General features: G+C 63.3%; 13 protein-coding genes. 4 read left to right on the forward strand and 9 right to left on the reverse strand.

Annotated elements, in window-relative coordinates:
- Nucleotides 1-78 precede the first annotated feature (78 nt).
- Nucleotides 79-1,344, forward strand: a complete 1,266-nt coding sequence (locus O1A05_RS12770; protein ID WP_270107592.1) for a nicotinate phosphoribosyltransferase — start codon at nt 79-81, stop codon at nt 1,342-1,344.
- A gap of 78 nt (nt 1,345-1,422) precedes the next feature.
- Nucleotides 1,423-2,097 carry an isochorismatase family protein gene (locus tag O1A05_RS12775; RefSeq protein WP_270105577.1) on the forward strand — a complete coding sequence of 225 codons (675 nt, stop codon included), beginning with the start codon at nt 1,423-1,425 and terminating at the stop codon, nt 2,095-2,097.
- A gap of 77 nt (nt 2,098-2,174) precedes the next feature.
- Here the strand turns inward: O1A05_RS12775 and O1A05_RS12780 are convergent, their stop codons facing one another.
- From O1A05_RS12780 to O1A05_RS12805, 6 genes are all read right to left on the reverse strand, one after another.
- Nucleotides 2,175-3,983, reverse strand: a complete 1,809-nt coding sequence (locus O1A05_RS12780) for a DEAD/DEAH box helicase (RefSeq protein ID WP_270105578.1) — start codon at nt 3,981-3,983, stop codon at nt 2,175-2,177.
- Nucleotides 3,984-4,079: 96 nt separating this feature from the next.
- Complete coding sequence (locus O1A05_RS12785; protein ID WP_270105579.1) at nt 4,080-4,430, reverse strand: DUF3039 domain-containing protein; 351 nt, start codon at nt 4,428-4,430, stop codon at nt 4,080-4,082.
- Between the two features lie 30 nt (nt 4,431-4,460).
- Nucleotides 4,461-6,041, reverse strand: coding sequence for a hypothetical protein (locus O1A05_RS12790; protein ID WP_270105580.1), 1,581 nt, complete (start codon nt 6,039-6,041; stop codon nt 4,461-4,463).
- Complete coding sequence (locus tag O1A05_RS12795; RefSeq protein WP_270105581.1) at nt 6,026-6,835, reverse strand: ABC transporter ATP-binding protein; 810 nt, start codon at nt 6,833-6,835, stop codon at nt 6,026-6,028. Before O1A05_RS12795 ends, O1A05_RS12790 begins: the two co-directional genes overlap by 16 nt.
- Before the next feature lie 88 nt (nt 6,836-6,923).
- Complete coding sequence (locus tag O1A05_RS12800) at nt 6,924-7,865, reverse strand: co-chaperone YbbN (protein ID WP_270105582.1); 942 nt, start codon at nt 7,863-7,865, stop codon at nt 6,924-6,926.
- A gap of 67 nt (nt 7,866-7,932) precedes the next feature.
- Nucleotides 7,933-9,912 carry a hypothetical protein gene (locus O1A05_RS12805; RefSeq protein WP_270105583.1) on the reverse strand — a complete coding sequence of 660 codons (1,980 nt, stop codon included), beginning with the start codon at nt 9,910-9,912 and terminating at the stop codon, nt 7,933-7,935.
- 159 nt (nt 9,913-10,071) lie between these two features.
- Here O1A05_RS12805 and O1A05_RS12810 point away from each other — a divergent pair, with 159 nt between their 5' ends.
- Complete coding sequence (locus O1A05_RS12810; RefSeq protein ID WP_270105584.1) at nt 10,072-11,319, forward strand: AI-2E family transporter; 1,248 nt, start codon at nt 10,072-10,074, stop codon at nt 11,317-11,319.
- 14 nt (nt 11,320-11,333) lie between these two features.
- On the opposite strand, the gene O1A05_RS12815 is transcribed toward O1A05_RS12810, so the two are convergent.
- The gene (locus tag O1A05_RS12815; protein ID WP_270105585.1) at nt 11,334-11,693 is read right to left on the reverse strand and encodes a hypothetical protein; all 360 of its coding nucleotides are present in this window, start codon (nt 11,691-11,693) and stop codon (nt 11,334-11,336) included.
- Between the two features lie 82 nt (nt 11,694-11,775).
- Here O1A05_RS12815 and nucS point away from each other — a divergent pair, with 82 nt between their 5' ends.
- On the forward strand, nt 11,776-12,471 hold the full coding sequence (gene nucS / locus O1A05_RS12820) for an endonuclease NucS (protein ID WP_270105586.1): 696 nt from the start codon (nt 11,776-11,778) through the stop codon (nt 12,469-12,471).
- 180 nt (nt 12,472-12,651) lie between these two features.
- Here nucS and O1A05_RS12825 read toward each other — a convergent pair whose 3' ends face one another.
- Nucleotides 12,652-13,125 carry a DUF2550 family protein gene (locus O1A05_RS12825; RefSeq protein WP_270105587.1) on the reverse strand — a complete coding sequence of 158 codons (474 nt, stop codon included), beginning with the start codon at nt 13,123-13,125 and terminating at the stop codon, nt 12,652-12,654.
- Between the two features lies 1 nt (nt 13,126).
- Nucleotides 13,127-13,420 (reverse strand): F0F1 ATP synthase subunit epsilon, encoded by a 294-nt coding sequence (locus O1A05_RS12830; protein WP_270105588.1) that lies wholly within the window; start codon nt 13,418-13,420, stop codon nt 13,127-13,129.
- Nucleotides 13,421-13,422: the final 2 nt, after the last annotated feature.

Genomic DNA, 13,422 nt, shown 5'->3' on the forward strand with positions numbered 1-13,422 from the left:
GCCAGGGTGACCGATCAGACACATCAGCTTCGCGGGCAGCGACCCACTTCGTTGTTCACTGACCACTACGAGCTCACCATGCTGCAGGCGGCCCTGCGCTCGGGTGCAGCCCACCGCCGTTCCGTCTTCGAGGTGTTCACCCGTCGACTGCCCGAAGGACGCCGCTACGGTGTCCTCGCTGGCACAGGGCGCCTTTTAGAGGGCCTGGCCGATTTCCGGTTCGCCGACGACGAATTGGCTTTCCTGGACCGTCAAGGCGTGGTGGATGACACCACCCTGGCCTGGCTGGCCGATTTCCGGTTCAGCGGCAATATCTATGGTTATGCCGAGGGCGAGGCCTACTTCCCGCAATCCCCGGTACTCCAGGTCGAATCGAGTTTCGCCGAGGCCTGCATTCTGGAGACCTACATTCTGTCCATCCTCAACTATGACTCCGCGGTGGCATCCGCCGCCTCGCGCATGACCTCGGCCGCCGGAGACCGGGCCTGCGTGGAAATGGGGTCGCGACGCATCAACGAAGAAGCCGCGGTAGCTGCTGCCCGTGCCGCCATCATTGCCGGATTCACCGCCACTTCTAACCTCGAGGCCGGCATCCGCTATGGCATCCCCACTCTGGGCACCGCCGCGCACTCCTTCACCCTGCTGCACGATTCCGAGCGGGACGCATTCCAGGCGCAGGTCGATGCCCTCGGCGCCGACACCACTCTGCTCGTCGACACCTACGAGGTGGAACAAGGGGTTCGCACCGCGGTTGAGGTGGCCGGGCGAGCGTTGCGTAATGTTCGCCTCGATTCCGGGGACCTGGTGGAGCAAGCCCACTGGGTGCGCCAGTTACTGGATGAGCTGGGCAACCAGGACACTGGGATCATGGTCACCTCAGACCTGGATGAGTTCGCCATCGCCTACCTGAAGTCCGCCCCCGTGAACACGTACGGGGTGGGGACGCGGTTGGTCACCGGTTCGGCCGCCCCCACCGCTTCCATGGTCTATAAGCTGGTGTCACGGCAGAACGACGACGGCGAATGGATCGACGTCGCGAAGGCGTCTACCGGCAAAGCCAGCTACGGCGGCCGCAAACACGCTGCTCGCCGACTCAACGCCCATGGCATCGCCACCGCCGAACTCGTCGGTGTTAATCAGCCCCCCGCCACCGACGCCAACGACCGAGCTCTGATGCACGAATTTGTCCGTGACGGCCAGATTGTGTCAGGCTGGACCGGCCCCGAAGCCGTGACCCGAGCAGCCCAACGCCATCGTGATTCGCTGGCCGAACTGCCCAATGTGGTCCGAAGGTTACAACCGGGCGAAGCCGCGCTCTCCACCTTTGTGGATGGAATGGGCTAAGCTGGCCTGCGCCCCTGAAAACCGGGGGCAGCAAGCTCAATCACTCGCCACGACGCTCAATGAAAAAGGACACCGACCATGCGTGCTTTGGTGATCGTAGACGTCCAGAACGACTTCTGCGAAGGCGGCTCACTGGCCGTCCCCGGCGGCGCGAACATTGCCGCCCGTATCTCCGAGTTCCTCGAAGAGCACTCCGGAGAATATGCTGCTGTTGTCGCCACTCGCGACTGGCATGTTGACCCGGGTCCGCACTTCGCTGCGGCTTCGGATGCTGAACCCGACTTTGAAGAGACCTGGCCGGTGCACTGCCTGGCAGGAACTACCGGCGCTGAACTGCACCCCAACCTGGACGAAGAGTACCTCGACGCCCAATTCCTCAAGGGCCGCTACGACGCCTCCTACTCTGCTTTCGACGGGCAGCTAGGAGACCCGGATACCATCCACCCCAACGCCCCCGAGGGCACCGTCGGCCCCTATGGCGCCACCGCCGCTGGTGCCGCCGCCATCGAGGACGATGCACTCACGCTGGATGAATGGCTCTCCGAGCGGGACATCGATGCCATCACTGTTGTCGGCATTGCCACCGACCACTGCGTACAAGCCACCGTGCTCGATGCCGTGGATGCTGGCTACCAGACGAAGGTGATGACGAACCTCATCGTGGGCGTCAGCGAGGAAAACTCAAACGCTGCGCTGGACGAGATGGAAGACGCTGGCGCCCAGTTGTGCCACTGGGTCCACGCCGTCGGCTGATAGACACAGATAGAAGCGGGGCTCGAGATCTTTGCTCTCGAGCCCCGCTTCTATCTGTGTCTAAATGTGTGTCGTTCTTAGCTTCGCCCGACAAACCAGCCCTGCAGGGTGCTGAGCCGTTTCTCCAGTTGGTCCTGACTGGCTTGAGCCACCGCGGGCCCGCCGCTGACTTCGCGGAGCCGATTGTGGATCACCCCGTGCGGGGTGCCAGTACGTGCCGACCACGCGGCCACCGACTTCGATAATTCCGAGCGCAGTTCTTTCATTCGACGGTGCGAAACCACGGACTGCGCTGCTTCCTGCTCCGAGGCTTGACCGTTGACCTGCGGGGTCTGTGGGCGGCGCTTGAGCTGCTCGGCCTGACGCTGACGCAGCAGGGTGGAAACCTGGTCCGCATCGAGCAGTCCAGGGATCCCCAAGAAGTCCAATTCATCCTCGGAACCCACCGCACCACCGGTGCCAAATTCAGCACCGTCGTAGAGCACCTTATCGAAGGACGCCGAGGATTCCAGGGCTTGGAATTTCTCGCGCAACAGACTGTCCGAGGCGGAGTCTTCACGATTGGCCGCGGCCAACTCATCTTCCTCCGGCGCGTTGGAGAGATCCTCCATGGTCTCCGGGTCCACCCCACCCACCGGGGCATCCAGTGCGTGGTTGCGTTCGGCCTCCATCTCGTTGGCCAACAGCATCAGTTGGGGCACCGAAGGCAAAAACACGCTGGCCGTCTCACCGCGCTTACGCGAACGCACGAAACGGCCGATCGCCTGCGCAAAGAACAGCGGTGTCGAGGTCGAGGTGGCGTACACACCCACGCACAGGCGGGGCACGTCCACGCCTTCGGACACCATGCGCACGGCGACCATCCACCGGGAGTCGCTCTCCGCGAACGTCTCAATCTTCTCCGAGGCGCCGGCATCATCCGACAGCACCGTGGTCACCGGTTCCCCGGTGATAACTTCCAGTTGGGCGGCGTACGCGCGGGCGTCCTCGTGGTCGGTGGCGATCACCAGTCCGCCAGCATCGGAGACATTACGCCGCACTTCGGTGAGTCGACGGTCGGCCGCCCGAAGCACCGAGGGGATCCACTCCCCCTCCGGATTCAGCGCAGTGCGCCAGGCGGCCCCCGTGATGGCTTTGGTTGCGGCCTCACCGAGCTGGGCTTCCATCACCTCACCGGCGGAGGATTTCCAGCGCATCTGACCGGAGTAGGCCATGAACAGCACCGGGCGCACCACGTGGTCACGCAGCGCAGGCCCGTAACCGTAGGTGTAGTCGGCCCGGCTGCGCCGGATGCCGTCGCGCTCTTCAACATAGTCGACAAAGGGAATCGATGCCGTATCCGAGCGGAACGGAGTACCTGTCAGAGCGAGCCTTCGGGCGGCCGGTTCGAAGGCCTCCCTGATGCCGTCGCCCCAGCTCAGCGCATCGCCGCCGTGGTGGATCTCATCGAGGATGACCAGGGTGTTTGCCGCTTCGGTGCGATTTCGATGCAAGATCGGCTTATTCGCCACCTGAGCGTAGGTGAGAGCCACGCCGAGGTACTCGTCGCCGTGGCGACCGTCGGAGTTCTTGAAGTTAGGGTCGATCGCCAGCCCCACGCGAGCGGCAGAATCAGCCCACTGCTTCTTCAGGTGATCGGTGGGTGCCACCACGGTGATCCGGCTAATCACGCCGGATTCTTTGAGCATTTTGGCCACGCGTAGCGCGAAGGTGGTCTTACCTGCGCCGGGGGTTGCCACGGTGAGGAAGTCCCGATGTGGTGCCGAAAAGTACCGTTCCAGGGCCTCCTGCTGCCACTGACGAAGCTTCGTTGCCGTACCCCAGGCGGCGCGTTCGGGCATCGCTGGGGGCAGATTCTCGCCGATCTGGAACAGTGCATCCGACACGGGTGCAGGACACCTCCTCTATCGCCGCGTACGCGCGGCGAGCAAACCCGCACCTGCGGGGACAGTCACTTTGGTCTGGGAATTCAGGCGGTCGAGTTAGGACTTGCCACGGCCGAACCAGCCGCGTCCTTTGCCGCCGGATCCCGAGGAGCCTTCGTCGCCAGAACTGAAACCTTCGTAGATCTCTTTGCACTCGGGGCACACGGGGAACCGCTGGGGATCCCTGCCCGGCGTCCAGACCTTGCCACACAGGGCGATCACGGGCTCGCCGGTCATGGCGGACTCCATGATCTTTTCCTTGCGCACGTAGTGTGCGAAGCGCTCGTGGTCGCCTGGTTCTATTTCCTGGAGCTGCTCCTCACGTTCCAGGACGCTGGATCCGGCTCCGCTCGGAGAGCCGGGCTGACCGTAGGGATCCTGCTGGGAGGCGTGAACGGAAGACGTCATGGTGGCCATTCTACTCCTTCAGTCGGCTGGCTACTGGCTGGACACGTAGCGCAGCACTTGCTGGTAGGTCTTGTCGCTGGTGCTGTCATACCAGACGGCTCCGAGCTTCATGCCGATCCACAGCACGATCACCCCGTTGACCAGGCCCACCGCCAAGGCGATGAGGTTCCACAGGGTATCCCCGTTGACCAGGGCCACGATGGAGAGCACCACGGCTGGCAGGGTGACCACCACGGTGGCGAGCAGGGACACCATCTGCACCATGGCGGTGCGCATCATCGAACCCTGCGGTGTGGCAAACGGGCTCGCCCCGGGGGCTGGCACCGGGTACACGAATCGCGCTGAAATGAGCGCGGAGAGTCCGGCACCGCCCAGCAACAGCGTCATGCCCAGGCCCAAGGCTGCAGGCAGCAGGTTCCACGCCCCGGTCACGGCTGCACCGATCACGGTGGCGCCGATGGTGGCCGGCACCGCCCAGATCAGCAGCGCCGAGACGCGACCGCGTCGGTCGTCTTGACCGGTGACTCCGGTGGTGATGTGCATGGACAGAGCAGCGCCGTCATAGGAGAGGTCCGCCTGAATCGCGAATCCCAACAGCAAGCCGACCAAGGGGCCGATCAGGAGCACGATCACGGAGCTGCCCGATTGCGCGCCCAGGAATATCAACACGACCACTATGAGCGGCACCATGATGAGGCTCGCCGAATAGCGCGGGTCCTTGAGCCAGTAAATGATCGACCGCGCCGCAATCGCACCGGCGGGGGTGGCCGGGAAACGGGCGAACAGCCCCGTGCCGCGAGTGCTACGGCTGCTCGTGCCGGAGCTTGGTGCGCGATCGATGCTGCGCCGCACGGCCGTCGCCCACAGCCAGATGGCACCGAGGACCCAGACGAGGCTGACTCCCAACTGGGCCGCTGCCAGTCTAAGGTCGCCCTGCGATGCCGTCCAGGCGGACCCGGTGAAGCTACCCAGCGGCGTCCACACCAGCACGCCCAGTACGCCCGGCAACTGCTCGATCAGGCCCGGAATGCTCTCGACCGCTGTTCCGAAAATAACGCCGGCGAGCATGAGCGGGATGAACGCAATCAGCGACAGCGTCTCGCGGACCCGACGTCGACCGGTCATCGCGCTCAGCAGACCGGTGACCCCGTGGGCAAGGCAGATACAGAACACCGTTCCCAGCAGTGCACCCACGAGGGCGGTCAGCATCACCACCACGTTGTCGCGCCAAGGCAGGATCATTGCGATACTCGCTAACAGCGTGAACGCACCGGTCACCGTGGTCAGCGCTCCCAGCCCCAGCCCGGTGATCAAGACGGGTGTCTGAATGCCATAGGTGACAAAGTTTCGCGGCTCCATGGATTGGTCCATACCCGAGGCAAACAGGGGCACCACCAACCATGCGAGCACCAGGACGGCGCCGATCAGGACGACGACGGTGCCGCGCAGTTCGGTGTCGACGGAGCCGAGCGCGGTCATCCCAAGAATCATCGCGAACAGGAGGCCCAGGGCGTAGACGACGCCGATCAGCGTCATCACCAGCACCATAGTCGAGCGTTTCCATCCGGCGATCGTCAGCCGGAAGCGCAGAGAGATCAGGTGCGCAACCACGTGAGCCCCTCTCCAGGGCCGTCTCCGCCCACCAGCTCGACGAACGTCTCGTCCAGGGAGCGCTCACCGCGTACCTCGTCCACCGTACCGGCGGCCAGGACGTTACCCTGCGCGATGATCGCGACGTGGTCGCACATCCGCTGCACGAGGTCCATCACGTGCGAGGAGACGATGACGGTGCCGCCGGAAGATACGTATTGCTGGAGGATCTGGCGAATGTTCGACGCCGAGACCGGGTCGACTGCTTCGAAAGGCTCGTCGAGCACCAGCACCTTCGGCGCGTGGATCATGGCTGCGGCCAAGGCGATTTTCTTCGTCATACCGGCCGAGTAATCCACCACAGGTTTGCCGGCGTCCTCGTTGAGGTCCATGACCCGCAAGAGGTCACGGGTACGCTCGGCCACCAACTCACGGTCCATGCCGCGCAGCAGCCCGGAGTAGGTCACCAGTTGCTCACCGCTGAGCCGGTCGAAAAGGCGCACACCGTCGGCGAGAACGCCCATGATGCGTTTGGCAGCGCCGGGCTGTTCCCACACCTCGATACCGTGCACCCACACTTTGCCGTGGTCCGGGCGCAAGAGCCCCGTCATCATCGACATCGCGGTGGTCTTGCCGGCTCCGTTCGGCCCGACCAGTCCGTAGAACGATCCGGCGGGGATGTCCAGGTCGATGCCGTTGACGGCGATCTTGGGGCCAAATTGTTTGCCTAGCTGCCGGACGACGAAAGCGTGCTGGTCGTCGCTCGGAGCGACCGGCTGCGGTGACGAAGGCTGGGGTGAAGATGCGTCGGCCACGGTCGAAGTGTCCTTTCCATGAGCGGTCACGGACCCCGTTCTCGACAGCGGCGCAGATCCGGGACGTGCCCCAGCATAGGCACACTGATTAGAACAGGGCCATCGCCAATTGGCGGCGCGAGGCGGCGACCCGCGGATCATTTTCGCCCACCACGGCGTAGAGATCCACCAGATGAGCGCGAGCTGACTCCCGGGATTCGTCGCGATGAGATGCGATGAATCTCACCAACCGGGCGAAGGCGTCCTCCACATGTCCGCCGAGCAGATCCAGGTCGGCCACGTCTATCTGTGCCTGGACGTCTTCCGGGTTTTCGGCCGCATGAGCACGCACGGCCTGGGGGTCCATGGCCTGGGTACGCTGGATCAATTGAACACGGGAAATCCCGTTCTTCGCCAGGTCGTCACCGGGGTTTTCCTTCAGCGCTTGCTGATACGCGGCCAGGGCACCCTCGTAATCCCGCTCGCCCAGTGCCGTCTCAGCCTGAGCGTGCAGTGGCGGCAGCGCCGGTTCGTTTGATTCCTCCGCTGGCCCGGCAGCGAACGGGGCCACCGTACCGGAGAGACCATTCTGTACGGCGATCTTCTGGACTTCGTCCAAGACAGCGGAGATCTGTTCGGCCGGGGCCGGCTGGTTCAGCAATGGAATAGCTTGCCCACCGACCACGGCAACGACGACCGGACCGGCCGGCACACCGAAGATCTGCAGCAGCGCGGGGTCGGCTTCCGTATCGGCCTGGGCCAGCACGAGGCGTCCCTGGCGGGCGTCAACGGCCGGGACGAGGGCCTGATCGATTTGGGCCGAAGCCGGATTCGACGGAGCAGCCAGGTGGATCAGCACCGGAACCTGCGCACCCAGCTGCAACACTTGCTGCAGCTCGGCCTCGCTGGCGATGCGCGTGACCCAGGTTGAGCCTCCGGAAGCACCCGACTCCGGTGCGCTGGCGCTGTTGGCCAGGGCGGAGAGATCCACGGCGCCACGTTGCTGTGGCGTTGCGGCAGGCTGGGAACGATCTGGCTGCTCGGTCATCATCACTCCTCCCCCGGCACGCGGCCGGGATGCTGATCCGGGTTCACCCCCGGGACGGGACGTTTCGTACTTAGTCTATGTACTCCACGGAGGCGATATCGTCGCTCATCGCCACGAGCCGAACCTGCGCGTCCTCGTCCTCAGCAGAGGGCACCAGCACGGCGACCGATTCGCGATAAATCTCCACGACTTCGCCCTCGTGGTTGCGCGAATCCTCACCAGCCAGCTCAGCGGACAGCTCGCTGACCTCGATGCCCGCGCCTTCCTCGTTCGGTGACATCCGGGTCTCAGCGTTCAGCGAGCCGATCACCAACGCCGAGCCATCGGGCATGCGCACCGACGTGTAGCCGTTCTGCACGGGAGTACGACTGTATTCGGCGGTGGCTTCCTCCAGCGATTCCTGGCGCTCGGTCTGGAAGGTGTGCAGAGCATCAATGGTGACGTTCTCCCCCACCTGGTCACCGAAGTCGTCGTCGGGGTCCGAAAGGTAGTCACCCAGCCCCTGTAGAGCAGCCTGAGGACTCATCGCTAGGCCGGTGTCATCGGTGACGTTGATCTGCTCAATTCCGGAGTCCATCACGGAAGACACCGGGAATTCGGTGCCCTGAATCATCGCCGCGGTGTAAGCCACCTTGTACTGACTGCGGGCATCCTCCTGACGCAACAGCACCAGCTGTGGAATCTGGTCATCCTCGCCACCGACGACAGCCACCAGGTTGCGAGGGAACTCCTCGGAGGCATCCGACCACGCGGCCAGCACCGGCTCGGCGGGCAGCGCAGCCACAGCGCGCGTCTCATCATCGATGGCGCGGTTGCGATAATTGTCTTTGCGGGCCTGAAGTGCCTGAGACATCATGCGCGAGGACAACACGTCAGCATCTTGTTCTTCATCGCCGCGGGCTACCGTGGCACCTACACGTGTAAGAATCTGCTCGAGCTGCTGCTCGACGACGACAGGGTACTCATCGGAACCAGCCTCTTCGGCGTCGGAGCCGGCATCCGGGGCCTCGCTGATATCGCTGTCGGTGCTCGCGGCGGGTTCCGAGGCGTCTTCCGCGGTGTCGGCCGTTGCCGGGCCCACGCCGCCCCAAAGCAGACCGGCTGACAGTCCCACGGTTCCCAGACCAGCTACGACCCGTTTCAGGAACGGAGACTCCGGACGGTCTTTGCCATTCTGTTCCTGCTCCGGCTCGTCCACGGCTTCTCCCCCATCCACATCATCATCGATGTCGGTGGTGTCATCAGGTTCTACGGTCTCGTCAGATTCGTCACTGGCTTTTTCATCAGTCGGCTCGGGTTCGACATGAGGTTCGACATCGTTGGCGGCAGGAGCGGGGGCTGCGACCGCGGTGGTCGCGGTGGCCGGGCCGACGGCATCTCGACCGGCCACGCGACGGCCCGAAGGCCGCTTCCGCTTGCGCTGGAAGACGACTGCCAGCCAGACCAGCACCAGCACGCCGAGCAACACCAGCAGGGAGCCGATCACGTACAGCGGCACGATCCAGGGCGAATTGCCTTCCTGGTTCACCCACGTCACCGAGAAGTCCGTGGGAGCCGATTCGGTGCCGTCGGCCACCACAAGTAGCGCCCATTCGCCTTCGGCTGGCGTGGACCAGCGCTGAGTGATAGTGCCTTCAGCTTCTTGAATGTCTACCCAGAGATCCGAGCTCACGGGGCTGGGCACGGTGGACTCACCCTCGGTGTGTTCCACCGTCACTACGGGGCTCTCGCCGCGAGGTACATCGGTGTTCACACCGGTGATCGTGTTGTGGGCGGCGTCGCCCACCCATGCCTCGATATCGCGGGTCTGACCGAGCATCAAGGTGTAGTCGCCCTCGCCCGTCAGGCTGTACTCGATGTTCTCGTCATCAACCTCGGTGATTCCGCCGGTAATGATCGTCAGCGGAGCCTCTCCAGGGGCCCCCTCGCCCTCGGTTGCCACGCCTGCGGTCACCTGCTCCGGTGGAGCCCAAACGGTCTGCAGGCCCAGGGCAGCGAAGATCGCGCCAAGACCGAGCAGTATCGCGATGACTCCTGAGAATGCTTTCACGCAGAACCTTCTTGAATCGAGAACGAGGTGACAGAAACCGGTGAACCGGACGGGCACTCATTGTACCGAGAATGGTCACTTTTCGATAACGGACGGTCTCTACGACGCCGCGGACACGGGCACTGCCGGTCCGAGAAGGCGCTGACGTACGCTGTGTTTGTGGCAGACAACGACGACGTATCCGGCGAATCGACCCCCGCACCGACCTTTCCCCGTGGCGCGGATCGCGTGCGCGCTCTTCGGCGGCGACTCAGTGGGTTCCGCGTTCCGGGTGCGCGCCCACGGCATCAGTTCAGCATTCCGGAATCCACCGATCAGCCGGTCACCCGCGACACCATGACCGCCGAAGCGACGTCGTCCAGCGTCGACATTGTCATGCAGCACCCTATTCGTACCGGGTTCCTCTTGGCCGTGGGCATCGGTCTGGCGCTGTTCTTGTACATGGTGCTTACCGTGAACTCATCGCTGCTGGCCTGGATCGGGGCGGCGCTGTTTATCGCCCTTGGGCTGGATCCGATCGTGCGTAAGGTTGAGAGCTGGGGCGCCCCGCGCGGCGTCGGTGTCCTCGGCGCCCTGGCCATCTTCGGCGGAATTCTGGGATTGTTCTTTTCCCAGCTCATCCCGATCGTCGCCCAGCAGACCACCCAGTTCATCAACGACCTACCCGATCTCGTCGACCAGTTCATTGGCTCGGAGTTCTTCCAGGATCTCGACGCCCGCTATGACGTTCAGGATTGGGTCAACACCGAACTGAATCGGTTCGTTTCCGATACGTCCAATGTCACCAACCTCTTCGGTGGCATCTTCGGTGTGGGCACTGCGATCATCACCACCGGGTTCAGCGCTCTCGTGATTTTCGTGCTCACCCTGTACTTCCTGGTCTCGTTGCCGACCATGAAACAGTGGATGTACCACCTGGTCCCCCGCAGCCGCCGGACTCGCGTGGAAACCCTCTCGGAGCGGATCACCACCTCCGTGGGCCACTACGTCATCGGACAGTCCATCGTCGCCGTGCTCAACGGCTGCGTTGCCTTCATCGCCGTCTCCATTGCCGGAATCCCGTTTGCCACACTGATGGCATTCTTTGCCGGCCTGATGGCGTTCATCCCGCTGGTCGGGGCCATGATCGGCGGGATTATCATCAGTCTCATCAGCCTGGCTGTTGGCTGGCAGGCCACACTGATCTTCGCCGCCATCTACTTCATCTACTTGCAGGTCGAGGCTTACTTCGTCTCCCCGCGCGTGATGTCTCGTGCGGTGGCCGTCCCCAGTTCCGTGGCGGTTATTGCCGTCATCGCTGGCGGCACCATGCTGGGGGTTCTCGGAGCTCTGATAGCTATCCCCACCGCTGCGGCGGTGCTCTTGATACTTCGAGAAGTATTGCTGCCGTATCAGGATTCGCGATAGCCGCAGGTAACCGCTCAACGGCGATCTTGACGCCGGTTCTCCCAGCATTTCAGATGCCAGTGCCGGCGTTCTTCACCGGCGGCTTCGTCCCCGAAGAGATGGTCACTGCGCCAGGCCACCAGATGTGCCTGGCCAGTGATGATTGTACGGAAACAGCCCGGGCAGGTGTAATCCTTCACGGCACGCCAGGCCGGGATCTGACGCACGTGCCAGTCCCCATCGGCGGCAGATTCGTGGTGGTATCCGGGATCCATTCCCAGACGCAGATTCAACCCGTCAGGCATTCCCGGACGCGAGGCCCCCTGGCCACGATCCGGAGAGGCCCCGCGACGTCGTGACGACGACGAACGGCGGGGACGGTTGGAACGGGGCATGCCACCATTTTCGCATACCGACTTCCCCCACCCTCGGCCTCGGCAGACTCGGAGAGGACCGATACCGGGTAAACTCTCCGGTGTGCGATTGGTGATAGCAGACTGTTCAGTGACTTATCGAGGCCGACTCAACGCCCATCTTCCACGGGCAAGTCGCCTGTTGATGATCAAGGCAGACGGCGCTGTCCTAGTGCACTCCGACGGCGGTTCCTACAAGCCGCTGAACTGGATGAGCCCTCCGGCCACCTTGCGCGAAACTGAACCCGATGAAGCATTATCTGGACAAGGCGTCCAGTCGGTCTGGACCGTCTCCGCACAGAAAACCGATGACCAACTGATCATCCATCTTTTCGCAACCCATCATGATTCTTCCCACGAACTGGGACAGGACCCGGGACTGATCAAGGACGGTGTGGAAGCCGACCTGCAGCGATTGCTGGCCGAGCAGATCACCACCCTGGGTGATGGCTACAGCTTGGTCCGCCGCGAGTACATGACCGCTATTGGTCCGGTCGATATTGTGGCCCGGAATGCCGAAGGCGCCACCGTGGCCGTGGAGCTGAAACGGCGCGGTGACATCGACGGCGTGGAGCAGCTCACCCGCTATGTCGAGCTGCTGAATCGCGATCCCCTGCTGGCGCCCGTCCAAGGGGTGTTCGCCGCACAGCAGATCAAACCGCAGGCCCGCACTCTTGCCGAGGACCGCGGTTTCCGGTGCGTGACGCTGGACTACGATGCGCTTCGCGGTGTTGACGACGCCGATGCTCGACTCTTCTGACGCAGTAGCGGGCTAGTCTTCTGACGTAGTTGCGGGCTAGGAGCGCACGTTGCTCAACGACGAAGCCGCCGGGCGAGGGACCATCCACGTTCCCTCACCCAGCGGCTTCTGTCCTCACCCAGCGGCTTCTGTGTAGTTGTGTGTTGAGTGTCCGAGGTCGTCCGACACCGGCTGACCGAGTCAGAAGAAACGACGCCGTTGCCGTCGGATCGGTTCATCCCGCCAGATACCGATTCCGATGGACGGGCCAGACTCCAACCACGTAGCCAATTCGGAGACGTTGATCTCGTCCATGAGCAGTTCCTGCGCCTTCGCACCGTCTTCTAAACGCACGCGGACCCAGCCTTCTTTACGCGCTGGTCCGAGACGCTTAATGTCCAAACGATGGCGTGGAGCCGTCCAGCGGGGCAACGGACTCACGGAGAATACTGTCATCAGTTCTACCGTGGTCTCGTTGTAGCAGACGATCACGCGGGCACCTTGCCCCTGTGAATCGATCTGATCCGGGGAAGCCACGAATCTGGCCTTAAACGTACCAGGGGTCCGTAGGAGCGTACGTCTCCTCCACCAGAGCACTGCGCCCACGATCAGGACGATCAGCGCCACGATGGCGAGGATACTCAGTACGGTTCCTACGAACCACCCGGACGTCATGTCAGGCTACAGACCCGTGTGAGGCTTCACCCTCCAGCGTTGCAGCACCGGCAGCAATCACCACGCGGTTATTGTCCACGGAGAAGAACCCGCCTTCTGCGCGCACGGTTACGGCCGTTCCGTCTCCGGACTCGACCACAACTTCACCGTCGCCGAGAACGGCGAGCAACGGGGTGTGACCAGGAAGAATCCCAATCTCACCTTCGATGGTGCGTGCCGAAACGGATCGAGCCGGGCCAGACCATACGAAACGGTCCTCAGCGACGATCTCTACTTCGAGTTCGTTGGCAGCCATGA

It is taken from the genome of Citricoccus sp. NR2, from assembly GCF_027594385.1.
In the GTDB taxonomy this organism is placed as follows: Bacteria; Actinomycetota; Actinomycetes; order Actinomycetales; family Micrococcaceae; genus CmP2.

Coding starts and splice junctions, on each gene's coding strand:
- O1A05_RS12800 (WP_270105582.1), bottom strand. CDS start 7,865: ATGATGACCGAGCAGCCAGATCGTTCCCAGCCTGCCGCAACGCCACAG.
- O1A05_RS12815 (WP_270105585.1), bottom strand. CDS start 11,693: ATGCCCCGTTCCAACCGTCCCCGCCGTTCGTCGTCGTCACGACGTCGC.
- O1A05_RS12770 (WP_270107592.1), top strand. CDS start 79: ATGCTGCAGGCGGCCCTGCGCTCGGGTGCAGCCCACCGCCGTTCCGTC.
- O1A05_RS12785 (WP_270105579.1), bottom strand. CDS start 4,430: ATGACGTCTTCCGTTCACGCCTCCCAGCAGGATCCCTACGGTCAGCCC.
- O1A05_RS12825 (WP_270105587.1), bottom strand. CDS start 13,125: ATGACGTCCGGGTGGTTCGTAGGAACCGTACTGAGTATCCTCGCCATC.
- O1A05_RS12830 (WP_270105588.1), bottom strand. CDS start 13,420: ATGGCTGCCAACGAACTCGAAGTAGAGATCGTCGCTGAGGACCGTTTC.
- O1A05_RS12775 (WP_270105577.1), top strand. CDS start 1,423: ATGCGTGCTTTGGTGATCGTAGACGTCCAGAACGACTTCTGCGAAGGC.